The organism is Limnohabitans sp. 15K (assembly GCF_002778285.1).
Lineage (GTDB): Bacteria > Pseudomonadota > Gammaproteobacteria > Burkholderiales > Burkholderiaceae_C > Limnohabitans_A.
In genome coordinates this window covers 169,366-189,750 of record NZ_NESM01000003.1, presented here as the reverse complement: position 1 = coordinate 189,750, position 20,385 = coordinate 169,366, and the positions used below count along the sequence as shown (strand labels likewise).

20 protein-coding genes are annotated in these 20,385 nt (G+C 58.1%); 10 read left to right on the top strand and 10 right to left on the bottom strand.

The annotated features are described in order from the left end of the window. Positions 1 to 45: 45 nt before the first annotated feature. A complete protein-coding gene (gene cyaY, locus B9Z40_RS12080; RefSeq protein WP_100173603.1) occupies positions 46 to 375 on the bottom strand; it encodes an iron donor protein CyaY in 330 nt (109 codons plus the stop codon). Positions 376 to 387: 12 nt separating this feature from the next. Between cyaY and B9Z40_RS17345 the strand changes: the two genes are divergently transcribed. Then, a complete protein-coding gene (locus tag B9Z40_RS17345; RefSeq protein ID WP_100173602.1) occupies positions 388 to 630 on the top strand; it encodes a lipoprotein in 243 nt (80 codons plus the stop codon). Beyond that, a complete protein-coding gene (gene lysA / locus B9Z40_RS12070; RefSeq protein WP_100173601.1) occupies positions 627 to 1,919 on the top strand; it encodes a diaminopimelate decarboxylase in 1,293 nt (430 codons plus the stop codon). The genes B9Z40_RS17345 and lysA overlap by 4 nt, the downstream gene beginning before the upstream one ends. A 33-nt stretch (positions 1,920 to 1,952) precedes the next feature. Here lysA and B9Z40_RS12065 read toward each other — a convergent pair whose 3' ends face one another. Together B9Z40_RS12065 and msrP are read right to left on the bottom strand one after the other, a co-directional pair. Further along, positions 1,953 to 2,558, bottom strand: a complete 606-nt coding sequence (locus B9Z40_RS12065; RefSeq protein ID WP_100173600.1) for a sulfite oxidase heme-binding subunit YedZ — start codon at positions 2,556 to 2,558, stop codon at positions 1,953 to 1,955. Next, a complete protein-coding gene (gene msrP, locus B9Z40_RS12060; protein WP_100173599.1) occupies positions 2,558 to 3,553 on the bottom strand; it encodes a protein-methionine-sulfoxide reductase catalytic subunit MsrP in 996 nt (331 codons plus the stop codon). The genes B9Z40_RS12065 and msrP overlap by 1 nt, the downstream gene beginning before the upstream one ends. Positions 3,554 to 3,647: 94 nt before the next feature. Here msrP and B9Z40_RS12055 point away from each other — a divergent pair, with 94 nt between their 5' ends. Further along, entirely contained in the window at positions 3,648 to 5,144 is a 1,497-nt protein-coding gene (locus B9Z40_RS12055) for a HAMP domain-containing sensor histidine kinase (protein ID WP_143473982.1), read from the top strand. A 29-nt stretch (positions 5,145 to 5,173) separates the two neighbouring features. Further along, on the top strand, positions 5,174 to 5,554 hold the full coding sequence (locus B9Z40_RS12050; RefSeq protein ID WP_100173597.1) for a response regulator transcription factor: 381 nt from the start codon (positions 5,174 to 5,176) through the stop codon (positions 5,552 to 5,554). Between the two features lie 43 nt (positions 5,555 to 5,597). Here B9Z40_RS12050 and ccsB read toward each other — a convergent pair whose 3' ends face one another. The 3 genes from ccsB to B9Z40_RS12035 all read right to left on the bottom strand — a co-directional run bounded on the left by ccsB (position 5,598) and on the right by B9Z40_RS12035 (position 9,881). After that, positions 5,598 to 6,908 carry a c-type cytochrome biogenesis protein CcsB gene (gene ccsB / locus B9Z40_RS12045; RefSeq protein ID WP_100173596.1) on the bottom strand — a complete coding sequence of 437 codons (1,311 nt, stop codon included), beginning with the start codon at positions 6,906 to 6,908 and terminating at the stop codon, positions 5,598 to 5,600. Continuing rightward, positions 6,905 to 9,031, bottom strand: a complete 2,127-nt coding sequence (locus B9Z40_RS12040) for a cytochrome c biogenesis protein ResB (protein WP_100173595.1) — start codon at positions 9,029 to 9,031, stop codon at positions 6,905 to 6,907. The genes ccsB and B9Z40_RS12040 overlap by 4 nt, the downstream gene beginning before the upstream one ends. Positions 9,032 to 9,239: 208 nt before the next feature. Then, positions 9,240 to 9,881, bottom strand: coding sequence for a cytochrome c (locus B9Z40_RS12035; protein WP_100173594.1), 642 nt, complete (start codon positions 9,879 to 9,881; stop codon positions 9,240 to 9,242). A 227-nt stretch (positions 9,882 to 10,108) separates the two neighbouring features. Here B9Z40_RS12035 and yihA point away from each other — a divergent pair, with 227 nt between their 5' ends. Together yihA and B9Z40_RS12025 are read left to right on the top strand one after the other, a co-directional pair. Beyond that, a complete protein-coding gene (yihA, locus tag B9Z40_RS12030; protein ID WP_100173855.1) occupies positions 10,109 to 10,780 on the top strand; it encodes a ribosome biogenesis GTP-binding protein YihA/YsxC in 672 nt (223 codons plus the stop codon). Between the two features lie 52 nt (positions 10,781 to 10,832). Further along, a complete protein-coding gene (locus tag B9Z40_RS12025) occupies positions 10,833 to 11,810 on the top strand; it encodes an alpha/beta fold hydrolase (RefSeq protein ID WP_233204904.1) in 978 nt (325 codons plus the stop codon). Here B9Z40_RS12025 and B9Z40_RS12020 read toward each other — a convergent pair. Together B9Z40_RS12020 and B9Z40_RS12015 are read right to left on the bottom strand one after the other, a co-directional pair. Beyond that, positions 11,798 to 12,670 (bottom strand): lysophospholipid acyltransferase family protein, encoded by an 873-nt coding sequence (locus B9Z40_RS12020; RefSeq protein ID WP_100173593.1) that lies wholly within the window; start codon positions 12,668 to 12,670, stop codon positions 11,798 to 11,800. The genes B9Z40_RS12025 and B9Z40_RS12020 overlap by 13 nt on opposite strands. Before the next feature lie 13 nt (positions 12,671 to 12,683). Beyond that, on the bottom strand, positions 12,684 to 13,511 hold the full coding sequence (locus B9Z40_RS12015) for a lysophospholipid acyltransferase family protein (protein ID WP_100173592.1): 828 nt from the start codon (positions 13,509 to 13,511) through the stop codon (positions 12,684 to 12,686). 225 nt (positions 13,512 to 13,736) lie between these two features. On the opposite strand from B9Z40_RS12015, the gene groES reads away from it, so the two are divergent. The 4 genes from groES to B9Z40_RS11995 all read left to right on the top strand — a co-directional run bounded on the left by groES (position 13,737) and on the right by B9Z40_RS11995 (position 17,780). Then, a complete protein-coding gene (gene groES / locus B9Z40_RS12010) occupies positions 13,737 to 14,024 on the top strand; it encodes a co-chaperone GroES (protein ID WP_019426307.1) in 288 nt (95 codons plus the stop codon). Positions 14,025 to 14,105: 81 nt separating this feature from the next. Further along, positions 14,106 to 15,752, top strand: coding sequence for a chaperonin GroEL (gene groL / locus B9Z40_RS12005; RefSeq protein WP_100173591.1), 1,647 nt, complete (start codon positions 14,106 to 14,108; stop codon positions 15,750 to 15,752). Positions 15,753 to 15,916: 164 nt separating this feature from the next. Next, a complete protein-coding gene (locus B9Z40_RS12000; RefSeq protein WP_100173590.1) occupies positions 15,917 to 16,687 on the top strand; it encodes an extracellular solute-binding protein in 771 nt (256 codons plus the stop codon). Between the two features lie 139 nt (positions 16,688 to 16,826). Beyond that, on the top strand, positions 16,827 to 17,780 hold the full coding sequence (locus B9Z40_RS11995) for a cupredoxin family protein (RefSeq protein WP_100173589.1): 954 nt from the start codon (positions 16,827 to 16,829) through the stop codon (positions 17,778 to 17,780). Between the two features lie 52 nt (positions 17,781 to 17,832). On the opposite strand, the gene B9Z40_RS11990 is transcribed toward B9Z40_RS11995, so the two are convergent. Together B9Z40_RS11990 and B9Z40_RS11985 are read right to left on the bottom strand one after the other, a co-directional pair. Next, positions 17,833 to 19,767: a methyl-accepting chemotaxis protein gene (locus B9Z40_RS11990; protein ID WP_100173588.1), complete on the bottom strand. Its 1,935-nt coding sequence runs from the start codon at positions 19,765 to 19,767 to the stop codon at positions 17,833 to 17,835. A gap of 59 nt (positions 19,768 to 19,826) precedes the next feature. Continuing rightward, positions 19,827 to 20,294 (bottom strand): cache domain-containing protein, encoded by a 468-nt coding sequence (locus B9Z40_RS11985; RefSeq protein WP_233204903.1) that lies wholly within the window; start codon positions 20,292 to 20,294, stop codon positions 19,827 to 19,829. Positions 20,295 to 20,385 lie beyond the last annotated feature (91 nt).

Here is a 20,385-nt window from a genome sequence, read left to right as displayed (position 1 = left end):
GACTTGCACCCAAGACCCTCCCGTGCTGCACGGGTGGGTCAAGGTTCAAACTTTGAACGTCAGCTTTTGTCCGGCTTGCTCTGAGGCGTAAAGCGACAAGCTTTCCCAGAATTCACCCTGTCCTTTGGTGTCCATCCATTGCGCGCCGTCAAACTTGTAATGAAAGCCGCCGCAGCGTGCTGCCAACCACACCTCGTGCAGGGGCTTTTGCAGATTGATGACGATCTGACTGCGGTTGGGAAAGGTGAGGGTGACCATGCCGCCAGTGCGCTGGTTGTCGATGTCGGCGTCGGTGTCGTCGTTCAGGCGATCGCTGCTGATCTCCACGCCCGCGAGCAGGCGTTCAGCTTGGTCCAGAAATTCAAGGTCGGTCATTACAATCGCTGCATGTTGAAGGTACTCAAGATTCTAGTCACGGCGCAAGCCCTTGTCGGCGGTGCGGCGATGTTGACGGCGTGCGGCCAAAAAGGCCCGCTGTTTTCACCGACCACCCCAGAGTCTGCCGGACGGGCCACCCTGCCGCAAACCTTAAACCCATGGCGCGTCCAGGACGGTCCAGCAACGCCCTCAGGCACACCCGCCACAACCCCCCTGAATACACCTGCAGCACCCGCTGCCACCCCAAGATGAACAACCTTGCCACACCCCAGGACTTGCCAGGCCAACCCCACATTGCTTACCAAGGCGATCAACTCATGGTCGAAGGCGTGCGCCTGTCTGACCTGGCCCGTGAACACGGCACGCCCTTGTTTGTGTACTCCAAGGCTGCCATGTTGTCGGCGCTGGCCGCTTACCAGCGCGGTTTTGCCGGGCGCAAGGCGCAAATTTGCTACGCCATGAAAGCCAACTCCACCCTGGCGGTGCTGCAAGTGTTCGCTGAGGCCGGTTGCGGCTTTGACACCGTCTCGGGCGGTGAGCTGGCCCGCGTGTTGGCCGCAGGTGCCGACCCGGCCAAAGTGATTTTTTCTGGCGTGGGCAAGACCCGCGCAGAGATGAAGCAAGCCTTGCAAGTGGGCATCGGCTGCTTCAACGTGGAAAGCGAAGCCGAACTCGATGTGCTGAGCGAAGTGGCCGTCGGTTTGGGCAAACAAGCCCCAGTCAGTTTGCGCGTGAACCCCAACGTGGACGCCAAGACCCACCCCTACATTTCGACGGGACTCAAAGGCAATAAATTTGGCATTGCCCACGAAGACGCCCTGCGTGCCTACCGCCACGCCGCCAGCTTGGCCGGCCTGAAAGTGGTGGGCATCGACTGCCACATTGGCTCGCAAATCACCGAAACCACCCCTTATTTGGACGCGATGGACCGGGTGCTGGACCTGGTGGGCGAGATCGAAGCAGCGGGCATCCCGATTGCCCACATCGACTTTGGCGGTGGCTTGGGCATCAACTACAACGGCGACACGCCGCCCGAAGCGGATGTGCTGTGGGCGCAGCTGCTGGCCAAACTCGACGCACGCGGCTACGGCCAGCGCAAGATCATGATCGAACCGGGCCGCTCCTTGGTCGGTAATGCGGGCGTCTGCCTGACCGAGGTGCTGTACCTCAAGCCTGGTGAGCAAAAGAACTTTTGCATCGTGGACGCGGCCATGAACGACCTGCCTCGCCCAGCCATGTACCAAGCTTTTCACCAGATCGTGCCGGTGAGCCCGCGTGCGCCAGCGGGTGCGGCCGAGGTGTACGACATCGTGGGCCCCGTGTGCGAGAGCGGCGATTGGATTGGCCGCGACCGCCAGTTGCAGGTAGCAGCCGGTGACACGCTGGCCGTGCTGTCGGCGGGCGCTTACTGCATGAGCATGGCCAGCAATTACAACACCCGTGGTCGCGCCGCCGAGATTTTGGTGGACGGCACCCAGGCCCACCTGATCCGCCAACGCGAATCGGCGTTTGACACCTTTGCACTGGAACAGCTGGTCTGATTGGAGCGCGCAAACTGCGGGGCAGCCGTCCAATCAGGCTCTGAGTTTGCGCACCCAACGCCCAAGGCGCCAAGCCAACAGCAGCGCCAGCACCACGGCGTAAACGAACACTTCGTCGAAATTGTTTTTGCCTGAGCGCATCCACGCAAAGTGCAGCACGGCCAAAACCGCCACGCTATACACCGTTTGGTGCAGCAGTTGCCAGCGCTTGCCTCCCAACCACCGGATGGCGCCGTTGAACGACGTTAAAGCCATCGCGCTCAGCAGCAGCCAAGCGGCAAAGCCCACCAAGATGAAGGGGCGCTTGGGAATGTCGGTGACGATATCGGCCAAGTCCAGCCCCATGTCGAACAGGGCGTAACAAGCCAAGTGCAGCACCGCATAAAAATAGGTCAGCAAACCCAGCATGCGGCGAAAGCGCACCAGCTCGGGCCAGCCCAGCGCAGTGCGCAAAGGCGTCACGGCCAAGACCACACACAAGCTGCGCAAAGTCCAGTCGCCGGTAGCCCGGGTCAAAAACTCGGTGGGGTTGGCCCCCAGCTGGTCCAGAAAGGTCAGCCCCACCAGCCACATAAAAGGCAGCAAACCGACCAGCAGCACCAGCCACCAGGCGGCAGGTTGCCGAAGCCACTGGCGCATCAAAAGAACTTTTTCAGGTCCATGCCCGCGTACAGCTGGCCCACTTGCGGCTCATAGCCGTTGAACATCAGGGTTTTGCGTTTTTTGGCCAAAAGGCCATCTTCGCCAATGCGTCGCTCGGTGGCCTGGCTCCAACGCGGGTGGTCGACCAAGGGGTTCACGTTGGAATAAAAACCATACTCCTGCGGCGCGGCTTTTTCCCAAGACGACACAGGTTGCTTGTCGGTGAAGCGGATTTTGACCAAGCTCTTGCCGCTCTTGAAGCCGTATTTCCATGGCACCACCAAGCGCAGCGGCGCACCGTTTTGCTTGGGCATGACTTCGCCATACATGCCAAAAGCCAGCAAGGTCAGCGGGTGCATGGCTTCGTCCATGCGCAAAGCTTCGACATAAGGCCAATCCAGTGACCCGCCGCGCAAACCCGGCATGGTCTTGGGGTCGGCCTGGGTGACGAACTCCACAAACTTGGCGCCCGGCAGCGGCTCGACCCGTTTGATCAAATCAGACATCGAGTAGCCAATCCACGGAATCACCATCGACCAACCTTCCACACAGCGCAGGCGGTAAATGCGCTCTTCCATGGCGCCCCATTTCATGAGGTCTTCCAGGTTCACACGCCCGGGCTTTTTGACCAGGCCTTCGATCTCCACTGTCCAAGGTTGGGTGACCAAGGTGTGGGCACGCTTGGCTGGGTCGGCCTTGTCGGTCCCAAACTCGTAAAAGTTGTTGTACGTGGTGGCGTCTTTGTAGGCGGTGAGTTTGTCCATGGTCAGGGCCCCTGCCACGCCGGAGGGCGCGGCGGCCAAAGCGGCCAACTGGCCTGCACGCGGGGTTTGGGCATGGGCCCCACGCATGCCCCAAGCGGTCAGGGCCAGCCCCGCCGACCCTGCGGCCAGGCCGCGAATGAGGTCACGGCGCGTCTGGTAAACGGCTTGTGGGGTGATTTCGCTGGGGACGGTGTGTTGAAAACCCGACTGACTGGTGTGAATGATCATGAACGATCCTGGTTTGGGCCGAAAATAGCTGTCTATTCTGAACTTTTTCAGACACCTTTGCCCAAGCACGGTGTCTGTCCAACCCAAGGCTTTCATGCATCCAGCCATCGGTTTGCTGATCTACGTGGTCATCGCTGTCCACATTGCCTTGCCCTTGGGCACTTGGCTGCTGCTGTCTGGCCGGCGCAACGACGCCACACGCCTGTGGTTCATCAGCATCTCGGTTTACAGCCTCTCCATTTGCGCCATCGCTTTGCGGCCCTTGATTTCAGATTACCACTTGAACATCGTGGCTTGGTCTGGCGCATGCGCTTCTTGGCTGTTGATGATTGAAACACTGCGCCGTGAATTGAACAAAACCCCTTGGCACTGGCCTTACATGGCCACTTGCGTCACCGCCTGGGCGAGTTTGATGTTCTGGCTGCGTGAGTCAGGGAGTGCACCCACAACCGGCGTGCTGACCTATTCCATCGTCTTCGTCTGCCTGAACCTGACGCTGTCTTATTTTGTGTGGCAACTCAGGCGAAGGTTTCAAAGCCGCAGTTTGATGTTGGTTCAAGTGGCATTTGCCATCCACGCCATGGCTTACCTCAACCGTCTGTACCAATACGCCATGTCTGGCAATGTCGAGTATTTGAATGTTTTTTCATTTTCATGGGTCAGCAATTTGGTGACTTTGTCATCGATCTTGGCCATGATCTTGATTTGCTTCGGTTACTGGGGTTTTTCACTCGAAAAGTCCATCGCAGAAACAAAGCATGCACAAAAAGGCCAGTTACAAGCCCAGTCTGAGAGCGATGCCATGCGCGCACTGGTCAAAGAGCGAGACCAGTTGTTGATGCTCAACGCCAGAGTCTCGGCCTTGAGCAGCTTGTCATCGTTCTCAGCCATGCTGGTGCACGACATCAGCCAACCGCTGCAAGCTTTGGAATTGGGTTTGTTTAGCCTGCAAAGCCAGGCTGTGCCTTCGTCAGAAATGCCCCAACTCCCAAACCAAATTGAAGAGTTGATGGTGTTGTCAGGCAAAGCCAGCGACATGGTGAGCAGTTTGCGTCGCCTGATGATTCGGGGCCAAGACCAAATGGACGATGTGGACTTGCGCAAAGCCATAGAAGCTGTTTACCCGATCTTGCAAGGCGAGGCACGCCAACGCAGCATCGCACTTGACTTGTCCATCCAGCTGGACACACAAACCATGGTCCAAGCCAACGAAGTGATGCTGCAGCGGATCGTCTTCAATTTGGTCGCCAACGCCATGGATGCTCTGGCCAGTGGGCGGCCGCCCCCAGGCACCTTGGCCCACATCGAGATGGCCTTGTTTCAAGAAACCCGAAAAGGCCAAGCGTGGGTGGTTCTGCAAATCCAAGACAACGGGCCCGGCATGCCCGATGAACTGCGCCAACAACTGACGGGGCCCGTGGTGTCCCACAAGGCGCAAGGCTCAGGACTGGGCTTGCTGCTGACCCAAAGCATGCTCAGGCTTTGGGGTGGACACACTGTGGTGGACAATCTGCCGGCCCAGCAAGGCACAGGAGCCTGTGTTCAGCTTTGGTTGTTGCCCGCACAGACCGGGCTCCAAGCCGACACCTAAAATAGATTTTTATTCCTTTGGCAATACAGATGCGCAAATTGGGTGTGGTTCATGTGGTGGATGACAATGCCGACATCCGCAAAATGCTGGCCATGGTGCTGGAAAGCCAGGGGTACACCGTGCATGTGCACGAAGGGGGTGCCGCTTATTTGCGCGCCGCGCCCACGCAGGCACCCCATGCGATGCTGCTGGACGTGCGCATGCCGGGCATGAGTGGCTTGGAGTTACACGCCAAAATCAAGGAAAGCGGCAACGACATCCCGGTCATTTTCATGAGTGGCGAAAGCCAGCCCCATGAAACGCAAGCCGCTGGCAACTCGGGGGCCGTCCATTTTTTGTGGAAGCCCTTCAACACACGCGAGATGCTTGACGTGCTGGAGAAATCACTGGCTGCCAACACCCCAAAGTGAGCAAGGCTGGCTGCGCCAAGCAGCCACCTTACATTCACGCCCCTCAAAGTGTGCCGTAGCTGTGCAGGCCGCTCAGGAACATGTTGACGCCCAAAAAGGCAAAGGTGGTGACCGCCAAGCCCATCAAGGCCCACCAAGCGGCCACAGTGCCCCGCAGGCCCTTCATCAGGCGCATGTGCAGCCAAGCGGCGTAGTTCAGCCAGACAATCAGAGCCCAGGTTTCTTTCGGGTCCCAGCTCCAGTATCCGCCCCAAGCATCGGCCGCCCACAAAGCGCCGAGCACGGTGGCAATGGTGAAAAACGCAAAGCCCACGGCGATGGATTTGTACATCACATCGTCCAGAATTTCGAAAGAAGGCAAACGCTCAGCGATGCGGCGGCGGCCCAACAAAATCGCAGCTACGATCAGTGCCGAAATCCCGAAATAGACCATCCAGTAACTGCTGCCCCCTTCGGTGGGGGACTTGCGGAACACCACGGGCTCAAAACACAACACAATGCCCAACAGCCACAGGGGTGCAAGTTTGTACCAACGGGTTTCGCCAGCGGTTTGCTTGATCAAATACGCAAATGCCACCATGGCGGCCAAAGCGAAGGTGCCGTAACCAATGAAGTTGGCGGGCACATGGATCTTCATCCACCAGCTTTTGAGGGCGGGCACCAGGGGCTGGATGGCGTGCGCCTCGCGCACCAGCGTGTACCAAAGCAAAAAGCCCACAGCGGCGCTGACCACCAACATCACAAACGCACCCAAAGCGCGGGTCTTATACTGCGCCTCGTAGTACAGATAAAAGGCTGCGGTCATCCAGCAAAACATCACGAAAACTTCGTACAGGTTGCTGACCGGGATGTGCCCAATGTCTGGGCCCAACTGGTGGCTTTCGTACCAACGCACCATGGTGCCGATCAGGGCCAGGCCCACGGCCACCCAGGCCATGCGTGAGCCCAAAGACTCCATCGCGTCTGCTTGACCGCGAATGAACATACCCGCCCAATAAAAAAGGGTGCTGATGAAAAACAGCACGCTCATCCAAAGGATGGCCGACTGGCTGGACAGGAAATATTTGAGCAGGAACACCTGCTCAGAGCGCGCCAGATCACCTTGGTAAAGGTAGATGGCCAAAAGCGACAAGCCTGTGACCACCAGCATCAAGGTGCGCAAAGGCCGCCAGAACCAAGCCAACCAAACGGCGGCAGGCAAAGCGCACATCAAAATGGCTTGCTCATACACATCCATCGCCTGCTGGTAGCGGGTGAAGGCGAACACCGTGCCCAACAGCGCGAGCAGGGCAAAACCCCAGTCGAGGGCCGAGCGGCTCGAAAAATAGCCCGGGTTCAAAGTCACAGTCGTCATGGTGTTTTCTCGGAGCGGCCCAGCAATCGGGCCGTCAGTTGTTCAAATTCACGGTCTACGTCCATGGTCTTGCGGTTGGACGACAAAGCCACAGTGGCTTGTGCGCCCTGGCCCTGCGGCGAAAGCCATACCCACAGGCGACGGTCACGAACATACAGCATTGCAAAAATACCCAGAATCAAAAGGGCACAACCCAGGTACACAATGGACTGGCCCGGCGCTCTGGCCACCTGGAACACGCTGGCTTGCACCTGCTTGAAGTCCTTCAGCAAAAACGCCATAGGGGCCGTGAAAAGCGGTGCATCGGACAAGGCCAAGACCGCTTGCGACATGAAGCCTTGGACCTTGTCTTGCGGCAAGGGTTTGACAGCAGCCTGCGCGCGCGCCACGGCGTCCAACTCCAGCAAAGTCCCGTTCAAAATGCGCACGAACATCTCGCCTGCACGGGGACGCTCAGCCTCGGGCACATTGGCCTCTAAAAAATCGGCCAAGGCCTGCAGGCCCGCCACTTTTTTACCTTTGACTTCTTCTTTGCCCGCAAACAAACCCAAGGCCCGCTCGGCCGAATCGGCTAACTTTTGCGCCAATTCGGGGCGCTTGGGGTCCACCGCTTGGCGGGCATAACGCTGCACCGCACGCTGACGCAATTCCGAACTTTCCAAGGCAGCACGCAAACGGATGAAACCTGTCAACTCGCCGTTTTCGTCTGCGGGGGGCCGCAGGTAGCGGTAAGGCTCACTGGGGGTGTCGCGCATGCCCAAGAGAAACACGGAGACACCATCGCCTGTGTCCACGGGCAACATGTAATTGTTGAACTCACGGGCCTGTCCAGACGCATCGCGCAGCTTGTAGCTCACGCTCGGACCCACGTTGCGCAATTTTTGGGTTTGGGTGGTTTTGTTGCCGGCCCCCAAGCGCGCCTCCAAAGATGTGCGTAAATCGACCTTGCGCACGTCCACACCTGTCCCTTGGGGGCCTTCACCACCCGACAGGTTTTCCACGTTGATGACGCGCAGCCCGGTGAACTCCAGGCTCATTTTTTCGTTGCCATTGGTCAAGTCCGTGCTGCCGCCAATGGTGCCGTCCACTTCAAACGGTTTGGTGGCCGCCGACATGGGCACCGCTTGGAGTTTGACGCTGGAGCCGCCGTCGTCAAAACTGGACTGGTAAATGTTGATGCCCTTGAAGTTGGCCGGGTGGTTCACCTCCACGCGGGCTTCTTTTTTCTCACCCGTTGCCAAGTCGTGAAGGATGATTTCGCTGGCAAACAACTTGGGCATGCCCGTGCTGTAGTACTCGACAATGAACTTCTTCAGCTCGATGGCAAAGGGCAATTCCTGCAGCAATATGCCGCTGGACTGGCTCAAAATCGCGGTGCTGGCTGTGGTGTTCTCGGCCACCATCAAATTGGCCCTGAACGCCGGGTTGCGCTCGGACAAACGGTGCTTCTCGGGCACATCGGCGATCAAACCACCACCGCTGTAAATGGCTTTGTCACCAAACCACAATTGGGTGCGTACGATCAAATCACCGTCGAGCAAACCGCCCACACACACCAACACAATGGCCGAGTGCGCCGCGATGTAGCCGATCTTGTTGGCGGCACCCGCCTTAGCCGCCAGCATCCAGCCTTTGCCCGCCACCGTATCACGCTCTTGCAACTTGACTTTCCAGCCGCCTGTGGCCAACAAAGCCCCTAAGCGCCTGGCTGCCACTGCAGGCAGTTCATTCAATTGACCTTCTGCCTTGTGGTGAAAAGCCTTGAGGCTTTGTTCACGGATGTTTTCTTTGTAGTTCTTCAGATCCACCAAGATCTTGGGCGCATTGCGTGCAATGCACAGGCTGGTGCTGATGACCAAGAAAGTCAAAATGAGCAAAAACCACCAGGCGCTGTACACCGTGTTGAGTTTGAGGGTGGTGAACAACTCGGCCCAAAATGGCCCGAATTGGTTGACGTAATTGACACTGGGTTCGTTTTGCTTGAGCACTGTGCCAATCACCGAGGCGATGCAAATGACCGTCAGCAGCGAAATGGCAAAACGCATGGACGACAGCACTTCGATCACAGCCATCCCTCGGGGCGAGCCGCGCTCGGATTCTGGGCTGGAAGCAACAGTCGTCATGGGGGAGCTTAAGAAAAGAGCCAAAAAAGAAATTGGACAAAGCGTTGGCGGAACAGGGCACGCCAGAAACAAACAAGGCCGGATAAACCGGCCTTAAAGCAATGGAGATCAGCCGACGCCGATTGTGCCGGAGGGCCTGGTGCCTTGGCTTAAAACCCCTGAAACCAGCAGGTCAAGCCCAGGCAAGCCCAAGCGGCCTGACCGGGTTTCAGCGCAAACCAGCGATGTAGTCTGAAACGGCCTTGATTTCGCGGTCGTTCATCTTGGCGGCGACTTGGGTCATCTGCAGGTTGTTCTTGCGAACGCCTTCACGGAACTGCGTCAATTGGGAAGCTGTGTAGTCGGCATGCTGACCCGACAAACGGGGGTACTGCGAAGGCATGCCTGCGCCATTGGGCGAGTGGCAGCTGGCGCAAGCGGCGATCTGACGGTCTGGGATACCGCCACGGTAAATGCGCTCACCCAAAGCCACGGTGTCTTTTTCTTTGGCAAAACCGGGCTTGGCTTGCTTGGAGGCGAGCCAGTAAGCGATGTTGCGCATGTCATCGTCGCTCAAACCGGCTGCCATGCCACTCATCACGGCGTTGGCACGTTTGCCCGATTTGAATTCGCTCAACTGCTTGATCAGGTATTCAGGGTGTTGCTGTGACAGCTTGGGGTTGACCGGGGTGGTCGAGTTGCCGTCTGCGGCATGGCAAGCCACGCACATGGCGAAAGACGCTTCGCCTTTGGCGAGATCCGGTTTGGCCACAACAGGGGCAGGACCTGCCGCCATGGCCACACCGGCCATGAAAACAGACGTGGTAGCAGCCAAAGTGGCGGACTTCAGGAGAGAAACAATTGACTTCATGGTCGTCGTCCAATAGTTGGAAGAAGGAGGCGCAAAACCCAAGGATTCTACAATGAGGTCTGCGTCAGTTTCCTGACGACCCAAGGTATCCCTGATTTATGAGCTCCCGCCCCCACGTTCGTGCCTCTGCCAGCCGCAAAGTCACCAAGCCCACCACCCCCATTTACAGCAAAGCAGCGCCCTTGGCCGACGCTCCCTTGGCCGACCCGACCGCCGCCGTGACACCCATGGGCTGGATGCACACGGCTCGCTTCTTGACCACCGCCGCGCAACTTCACCATTTGCCGGACATGGACACACCCGAGATCGCCTTTGTGGGCCGATCGAATGCGGGCAAATCGACTTGCATCAACACCCTGACGCAAAAGAAACAATTGGCTTTTGCGTCCAAAAAGCCCGGCCGCACCCAACACATCAACTTGTTTGCGCTGGGCAAACAGGGCGTCACCGACACCGTTCTGGCCGATTTGCCCGGTTACGGTTACGCCGCCGTGGCCAAAATGGACAAACTGCGCTGGCAGCAGGTGATGGCCAACTATTTGGTCAGCCGCGAAAACCTGACGGGCATTGTCATGATGTGCGACCCACGCCACGGTCTGACCGAACTGGACGACATCTTGCTCGAAGTGATCCGTCCCCGGGTGGAAGAAGGCCTGAAGTTTTTGATCATCCTGACCAAGGCCGACAAACTCACCCGCGCCGAACAAGCCAAGGCTTTGTCGATTGCGCGACTGCAAGCGGGCGGTGGTGAGGTGAAACTGTTTTCAGCTTTGAAAAAGCAAGGCGTTGACGAGGTGGCCCAACTCCTGTGGGACTGGACACACCCTGCCGCAGGCGCTGTGCCCGCGCCTCCACTGGCCGAGCCCATCGAAGACGAACCCGAAGCCCTGGACGAGTGAGGCCGCGCTGGTGAAAGCCACGGATCACTGTCCCTCACATGAGTGATCTGCCGTGTCCAACGCTCCCCATTTTTCTGTTGCGTCCCCAGGCATCCAGACCTGGCAACAAGACCTGCCCCACGGCATCACCCTGAGCTGCCGCGCCTGCGGTGAAGAAGGCCGCCCGGTGCTGCTGTTTTTGCATGGCTTTCCTGAAGGCGCTTGGGTTTGGGACCCTTTGCTGCAGCATTTCTCGAAACCCGAAAACGGCGGCTACCGCTGCATCGCCCCCAATCTCAGGGGCTACGAGCGCTCGACTGCACCTGAAGACGCCAAGGCCTACCGCGCCAAATACTTGGTGCAAGACATCTTGGCTTTGATCGACACCGAATGCGGGGCAGCACCGCTGGCAGCACTGGTGGCGCACGATTGGGGTGGCGCTGTGGCCTGGAACCTGGCCAACCAACACCCGCAGCGCCTGCGCCAGTTGGTCATCGTCAACTCGCCCCACCCCGGTCCGCTGCTCAAGGCCCTGCAACATGACCCGGCTCAGCAAGCGGCCAGTGCTTACATGAATTTTCTGGTGCAGCCTGATGCCGCTGCGCAACTGGCTGCCAAGGACTTCGAGCGATTGTTCGGTTTTTTGACCGGGCAGGACACCTCGCTGCCCTCGCTCACGGCCACCCCAGACTCACCCACCATGCCAAGCTGGCTGACACCGGAGGTGCAAGGTCAATACCGCGAAGTGTGGCAACACGGTTTGCAAGGCGGGCTCAACTATTACCGCGCTTCACCCCTGCGGCCCGCCACCCCCAACGACCCAGGGGCCTCGGCCATTCAGATTCCTGCAGAAGCTTTGCGGATCGATGTGCCCACTTTGTTGCTGTGGGCGCAAGACGATGTGGCCCTGCTGCCCTGCTTGACCGAAGGAATTGACGCGCACATCCCCGACCTGAGGTTGGTACCGATTGAGCAGGCCACACACTGGGTGATTCACGAACAACCGGACAGGGTGATTTCCGAGATCAGCGGATTTATTCAGCCTCTGTAAAAACCGGCCTCGCCCTCGGGCCGGGTCTTCAATCGTTTATGGACCCAGTAATACTGCTCGGGCATGGTGCGCACCCAATCGGCCAGCAAACGGTTCATGCGGGCGGTGTCTTCGACCAGATCGGCGGTGGGGAAATCCGCCAGAGGTGCATGGACTTCGATGTCATAACCCTCGGCCGTCATGCGGGTGACCACCGGTACCACCCGCGCACCCACCACCTTCGACAAACGCGACAAAGAAGGCACTGTGGCGGCTTGCTCTACCCCCATGAAGGGCACAAAAATCGACTCACTTCGGCCGAAATCCATGTCCGGAGACAGGTGCAAGGGCTCACCTTTTTTGATGCCTGCCAATATTTGGCGCATGCCTTGGTGCCGGAAATACGGTCGCACATTGCCCGAACGCTCACGTCCTTGACGGACCCAGGCTTCAACCTCTGGGCTCGATTGCGCTGAAAAAATGAAAGCCACGGGGCCTGGAACATCCAAGGACACCGCCATCCCGCCCGCATCCAGCCCCACAAAATGGGGGGCGAACATCACCAAGGGGCCGGGCGCTTTCAAGGCGTTCACCTCACCCACCCAACGCAGGCGTTGGCGGACTGTCGCCTCAGGGGCGTGCCAGAGCCAAGCCCGGTCCATCACCGATTGGCCAAAGGCCACGAAGTGGCGGTAGGCCAAGTCAGCACGCTGCGCGTCGGACCATTCAGGCATGCACTTTTGCAAGTTGACCAACACAATCCGGCGGCGCTTCACCGCACCATGCCAAAGCAACCAGCCCAAGCCTGTGCCAGCCGCACGCACCCAGGGCAGAGGCAACCGCGCGAACAAGCGCAAAAATGAAATCAGCAAATTCACCATGGATGGGGACCGGTCAGGCCTGCCTCGGGTTCTTGTAACGGGCATAACCCCAGATGTACTGGGATGGGCACTGCAAAATCAGCCTTTCCATGGCTTGGTTGATTTGCACCACAGCCGTGTCCAAATCTTCAGACAATGCGTGTCCCAAAGCTTGGGTGTGCAATCGGTAGCCGCGGCCCCATGACAAACGCTCGCCCCAAATCAAGACCACCCGAGCACCCGTTTGCAGGGCCAAACGGGCCGCCAAGGTCATGGTGTAAGCCGATTGCCCAAAAAATGGCGCCCACTGACCCATGCCCTCTGGCGGCACTTGGTCAGGCAACAGACCCACGGCACGGCCTGAACGCAAGGCTTTGATCATTTGCCGCACACCCGCCAAGGTGGTGGGCACCGCTTCCAGACCGGGCCGCTGCCGCGCCAAAGCCATGACCTCGCCCAAACCGGCATGGCGTGACGGACGGTAAAGCACCGTCAGGGGACCGTGCTCTTTTGAAAAGCGCATGGCCAGTGCTTGGGCCGTGATTTCGAAACAACCCATGTGCGGCGTCAAGAAAAGCACGCCTTGGCCACTGCCATAGGCTTCAACAGCCGCACGGTCATCCACCCAGGTCAGGGATGGCGTCTGCCCCAGCCACAAACGGGGCAATTCAGCCGACATGCGCCCAGCATGGCCCACCGCGCGAAAAACAGTGCCCCAGCCCAAACCCGCGTGGCGCACATTGCTCAAAAAACGGCTTCTGTAACGGCCCGAAAAACACCAAGCCAGCCAGCCACCCACGGAGCCCAGCACATGCAAAGCCCACAAGGGCCAACGGGAAAAGAACAAAAACCATCTCAACATAGGGGGTGATTTTGCACTGAACTCGCGGGTCCGAGGCGCACATCGCTCCAGTTCACGCACCCTACATCACAAGGGTTAAAACCACACAGGTCTTGAAATGCCCTCAAATGCCCTTATCATTAGCACTCGATGGAGATGAGTGCTAACAACACCCTCCTCAGATTCCAGTGGCACCCCTTGGGGGGCTTTTGTTTTTCAACCCTTGTTTCTAATCCAGGAGATTCCATGAAACTGCGTCCTTTGGGCGATCGCGTGATCGTCAAGCGTATCGAAAGCGAAACCAAAACAGCCTCGGGCATCGTGATCCCCGATTCCGCTGCAGAAAAGCCTGATCAAGGCGAAGTCTTGGCCGTCGGCCCAGGCAAGACCAACGACAAAGGCGAGACCAAAGCCCTGAGCGTGAAAGTCGGCGACCGCGTGTTGTTCGGCAAGTACAGCGGCCAAACCGTCAAGGTTGGCGGCGACGAGCTGTTGGTCATGAAAGAAGAAGACCTGTTCGCAGTGGTCGAGTGATTTGCGGGACAGACCGAACGACGCGCAAAGCGCCCGTTCGCTCTGTCCTCAACTGATTAATCTGAATTTAGGAGCTTAAAAATGGCAGCAAAAGACGTAATTTTCGGCGGCGAAGCCCGCGCACGCATGGTTGAAGGCGTGAACATTTTGGCCAACGCGGTCAAAGTGACTCTGGGCCCTAAGGGTCGTAACGTGGTTCTGGAGCGTTCTTTCGGTGCCCCTACCGTGACCAAGGACGGTGTGTCCGTGGCCAAGGAAATCGAACTCAAAGACAAGCTGCAAAACATGGGCGCGCAGATGGTCAAGGAAGTCGCTTCCAAGACTTCTGACAACGCGGGTGACGGCACAACCACCGCGACCGTGTTGGCTCAAGCCATCGTGCGCGAAGGCATGAAGTACGTGGCCGCTGGCATGAACCCCATGGACTTGAAGCGCGGCATCGACAAAGCTGTTGCAGCTTTGATCGAAGAGTTGAAGAAGGCCACCAAGGCCACCACAACGACCAAAGAAATCGCCCAAGTCGGTTCGATCTCTGCCAACAGCGACCACAGCATCGGTGACATCATCGCCAAAGCCATGGACAAAGTGGGCAAAGAAGGCGTGATCACTGTCGAAGACGGCAAGTCTTTGGACAACGAACTCGACATCGTCGAAGGCATGCAATTCGACCGCGGCTACCTGTCGCCTTACTTCATCAACAACCCCGAGAAGCAAGCCGCTTTGTTGGACAACCCCTTCGTGTTGTTGTTCGACAAGAAGATCAGCAACATCCGCGATCTGTTGCCCACACTGGAAGCCGTTGCAAAAGCTGGCCGCCCACTGTTGATCATTGCTGAAGAAGTCGAAGGCGAAGCCTTGGCAACTTTGGTGGTCAACACCATCCGTGGCATCTTGAAGGTTGTGGCTGTCAAGGCTCCTGGCTTTGGTGACCGTCGCAAAGCCATGTTGGAAGACATCGCCATCTTGACCGGCGGCAAAGTGATTGCCGAAGAAGTCGGCCTGACACTCGAAAAAGTGACTTTGGCTGACCTGGGCCAAGCCAAGCGCATCGAAGTGGGCAAAGAAAACACCATCATCATCGACGGCGCTGGTGCTGCTGGCGACATCGAAGCCCGCGTCAAACAAGTGCGCGTGCAAATCGAAGAAGCCACTTCTGACTACGACCGCGAGAAGCTGCAAGAGCGCGTGGCCAAGTTGGCTGGCGGTGTGGCCGTGATCAAGGTGGGCGCTGCCACCGAAGTCGAAATGAAAGAAAAGAAAGCCCGCGTTGAAGACGCCCTGCACGCCACTCGCGCTGCTGTGGAAGAAGGCATCGTGGCTGGCGGCGGCGTGGCATTGCTGCGTGCACGTCAAACCGCTGGCGTCATCAAAGGCGACAACGCTGACCAAGAAGCCGGTATCAAACTGGTGTTGAAAGCCATCGAAGCGCCTTTGCGCGAGATCGTTTACAACGCCGGTGGCGAGCCATCGGTGGTGGTGAACGCGGTGTTGGCTGGCAAAGGCAACTACGGTTTCAACGCTGCCAACGACACCTACGGCGACATGATCGAAATGGGCATCTTGGACCCCACCAAAGTGACACGCACTGCTTTGCAAAACGCAGCGTCTGTGGCCTCTTTGATGTTGACCACCGAGTGCATGATTTCCGAAGCACCGAAAGAAGAGTCCGGCGCTGGCGGCATGCCTGACATGGGCGGCATGGGTGGTATGGGCGGCATGGGCATGTAATTGCCCGGCTGTCTGGACTGAGGGTTTGCGCCCTCACCCAGCCAAAAACAAAGCCCCGCAAGGTTCACGCCTTGCGGGGCTTTTTTGATGGTTTTCCCTACAATCTTGCAAACCGAAAGCCCCCCAAAATCACCCTGACCGTCAACACCCCAAGGATATTCCCCATGCTGAAATCAAAAAGTCTTTTTGCCGTGACGAGCACCCTGTTGCTGGCCTTGGGCTTGAACTGCGCGCAAGCCGACACACTGAAAGTGTTGACTGCAGGTGCCTTCAAGCAAGTGGTCGTGGACATGGTGCCGGCCTTTGAAGCGCAAACGGGCCACCGCGTCGAGGTCCAAAACGATACCGCTGGCGCTTTGGCCAAACGACTGGCCAGTGGTGAAGCTTTTGATGTCGTCATCATCACACCGGGTGCTTTGAAACCCTTTGAGGCCAGCGGGGTGGTGCAGGCCAGTAGCGTCAAAACAATCGCCAAAGTGGCCATTGGCGTGGCTGTCAAGCAAGGCGCGCCCATGCCGGCCATGCTGACTGTGGATGACTTCAAAGCGGCTGTGCAACAAGCGCGCAACGTGGCTTACATAGACCCTGCCGCTGGCGGGTCAAGCGGCATTTACCTGGACCAACTGTTCAAGAAAATGGGCTTGTTCGACATGGTTCAAGCCAAAGCTGTACTGGTGCCCGGCGGTTTGGTGGCCGATCGTTTGGTCAGCGGCCAGGCCGACTTGGCCATTCACCAGATCAGTGAAATATTGCCCGTCAAAGGCGCTCAGCTCGTGGCACCTTTGCCCGAAGCCATTCAAAACTACACCGTGTATGCCGCCGCCTTGAGTGCCCAGGGTGCGCAACGCAAGGCTGCACAAGATTTCTTGAACCTGTTGGCCAGCCCTGCTGCACGGGGTGTCATCCATTCCAAAGGCATGACGCCGATGGAGTGAAAGCGGGCACAGGGTTGAGATCCTGGTCGCTGGCTCCAACCTGCCTCGGATAGCGCCCGAGGTCCATGACCTGCAAAGCATCGCGCTGCGCAGCAGACCGATCAAAACGCGTAGTCAATTGCTGCGCAAGGATGGACGCATGACTTCTTCTTTTCAACACCACCACGGGGCGATGCTGCTCAAGTACTCGGGCATCAGCTTCATTTCGGGGGCCGTGAACCACGGCTTTTTCAGCGGCACACGCTCTTTGTGGACCGCAGCCGTTGGCATTGTTTTGTTTGTACTGGGGGCTTGGTTAGAGCACCGGTTGAACGCTGGCTCGGACGACACGCCACGCTCGGGTTTACTCCAAACCTTGGTACTGGGCACTTTGCTGTCGATTGGCTTGGGCTTTTTCACGGGCGGTTTGCAGCATTTTCCAGATTCGCCTGAGCGCAGCGCTTGGGTGGTGCCATTGGGCTTTTTCATTTCGGTACTGGCTCTGGGCCTGAGTGGATCACGCCACTGGCCGCGAGCGGCCATCGCCTATGTGCTGGTGCTGGGCACTGCCGTGACGGTGGGCAGTTGGGCCGCTTGGCAATGGCTGGAACGCCACCCCGAATGGGCCGCCTCGGAACACAGCCACGGCGAGACCGCCGCAACACAGGACCACCATGGCGCCCCACCCGTTGGCACCGCCGGACCCGCTGACCCGATTCTGGCCCAAGTGGTCAGCCGCAGCATCGCCGTGAACATGGACGATCAAATGCGTTTCACACCCAGTCGGATTGACGTGCAAGCAGGGGAAACCATCCGCTTTGTTGTCACCAACTCTGGCCGCACGGCGCATGAAATGGTGTTGGGCAGCGACGAAACCATCCGTGAGCACGCTGAGGCGATGAAACAAACGGCAGCAAAAGGACATGATCACGGCACAACTGCCGCCATCAGCGTGGCAGCAGGACAAACCGGTGAGTTGGTGGTGACATTTGCCCAGGCCACCCGCTTGCAAATGGCTTGCCTGGTTCCTGGGCATTACGAGGCGGGCATGCGCGGGACTTTGGAAGTGAAGGCAGCCCAAGCAGACCACGACCACAGCGCACACAAGCACTGAAGAACGCCGCCCGAGTGGTTTCGGGCGCGTCCAGGGCGATCAGGTCAAACGGTCAGGTTGTCTGGAACCGATCGACTTCCAAGCGGGTCGATTCGGCAATGCGAGACAGCTCCATCACCGAAGCGGTGATTTCTTCGGTCGCCGCAGCGTTGCCCCGGGCAATCATGTCCACGCTGGTCAGGTTGGCGTTGATCTCTTCCACGGCATTGCTCTGCTCTTCCAGCGTATCGGAAATGCGTCGGAGCATGTCGTCGGTTTCCTGCGAACCGATCTCGATCAGGTTCATGTCGGCGCTGACGGCCGCCACAGCTTCAACAGCACGCGCAGTCTCAAGCACCGCCTGCTGAACCAATTGGGCAATTTCCTTGGAGCTTTCGGCGCTGTTGACCGCCAATTTGCCCACTTCGTCGGCCACCACGGCAAAACCTTTGCCATGCTCGCCTGCACGGGCCGCTTCAATCGCGGCATTGAGCGACAACAAATTGGTTTTGTTGGCGATCTTTTCAATCACTTCGGTGATCTTGTTGATCTTCTCGGAGTTGACCGCGATGTTGTTGACCACATCCACCATCTTCTCGATCTTCATCAAACCGTCGCGCATGACCATGACCGAATGGCGCGACTTCAGACTGGCCTGCTCGGTGCTGCGCGAGACCTCTACCACCGAAGCGGCGGTTTGGCGCACGGCCACCGCCACCTGGCTGATGGCATGGGTCTGGTTTTGCGCACCATCGGCAATTTGCCCCACGGCATGGCTCGACTCTGATGCGGCCGCAGCCACTTGGCGCGCATTGGTGCGAATGGCTTGCATGGCACCGCTGAGCGACACCAGCGACTGGTTCAGGTTGTCCTTCAGGACAAGCAAATCGCCCTGACCTTGCGCGGTCACACGCACAGCCAAGTTGCCTTGGGCCACAGCCGCCAAAGTGTTCCCAACGTCACCCAGCATCGCATCCAGGGCCATCATGGTTTGTTGGGCCTGTTTCACCGTATGGGCGTAAGCACCTTGGGCGTTGACTTCCAAGCGCATAGAGAAATGACCCGCGCTCAAAGCACCCATCATCCGGTCCAAACCGGACATGGTGCTTTCAATGCGGTCAATCGCATCGTTCACGGCCGCCTTCATCTGGGCCAAGTCGCCGCGCAAATCCGTGCTGATTTTCTGCTTGAAATCACCGGCAGCAACCGCCGTCACCGCTTTGTTCACTTCGTTCACGCCCGCGTTGATGGATTGCAGCAAGGCATTGACCGAATCGGCCGTGCGGCCTACTTCATCGTCCGTTTCACGGTTCAGACGCATCGACAGATCACCGGTTCGCTCAATCTCGGCCAAGCGGCTTTGCATGTGCTGCAAAGGCTTGGCAATGCGGCGTCCGGCGATCAGGGCGATGAACAGCCCCAACACAACCGCCACCAACAAAACAATGGTTTGGCTGCTTTGCATGAACACTTGCATGCTGTCGAGCTCGCGGCTGGTCTTTTGCTCTGTCATGCGGCTCTGGGCACTGCCGCCCTGCAGGGTCAGCACCAACTCTTCATAGGCTTTGTCGGCGTCTTGCAGCATCATGGCGCCCAGATTGGGGTCCGATGTGGCTGCGTCGTAAGCGTCACGCACCTTGGCTTCGTAGGCCGCCAAAAGGGGCACAAGCGTTTGGGTCGTTGTGTGGGTATCGGCCTCCAAAGCGCGCTGCAGTTCTCCCATGACGGTCAATTGCTCGGCGACCACCTTTTCGGCTTTGGCCTCGTTCTTGATGGAGATCAGCGCCAAACTCCGGTACACCGCAGCGTGCAAGGCGTGCACGCCGGCTTCGGCTTCTTGGTTTAATTTTCCTTCGTCAGAAGCCGATTGGAAGGTCCGAATCATCTCTCCAAGCTCTGAGGTGTTGCGGCTGCTGAACAGACCAAAAAACACCAACAGCAAAGCAATGACCGCTGGCGCGACCATGATTTTTGCGGCAATGCCCAAAGACTTGAAAGATGACATCATGCTGTGTCCGTGATCAGTTGAAAGACCCGCCGGAGCGGGCCTTGGGAGGCTCGAAGGCCTTATTTGTAAACGCCACCACACACAGCGGTATCACCCAATTTCTCGCAGTACATCTGCTTGGGTTGCACCGATTTGGTCAGAGGGTCGGTGAACTTGTAGTCTTGCCAGAACTTGCCTTTGGATTGCGCCAAAGCCACGCGCTCACGCACAAACTCTTTGCCATCCGGGTCTTTCAAACCCATCAGGTCCTTGCCCACTTGTTTGGGGTTTTGACCGTGTGCCAAGCACTTGCCGTTCATGTCGTACACCACCAAATACAGGTCTTTGTTCACGAAGGTCTTGCTGGGGGCTGTCATCTCCACATAAGCGGCATCCGCGCCTTTGGCCTTGATGGCCGCAACACCTTTGGCCACCATGGCCACGGCGTCGTCTTTGCTGGCGCGGTCTTGGGCCAAAGCGGTGGTGGGCAGTGCAGCGGCAAACACCAAAGCACCCAGGACAGACATCAGGTAATTCACAGGTTTCATGGCAGGTCTCTTTTTAAATGAAAGCATTCAATCGCAATTCAAACGGCAAATACGAGATTTGCCAACGGATGGGGCTGACCCAGAAGGTCAA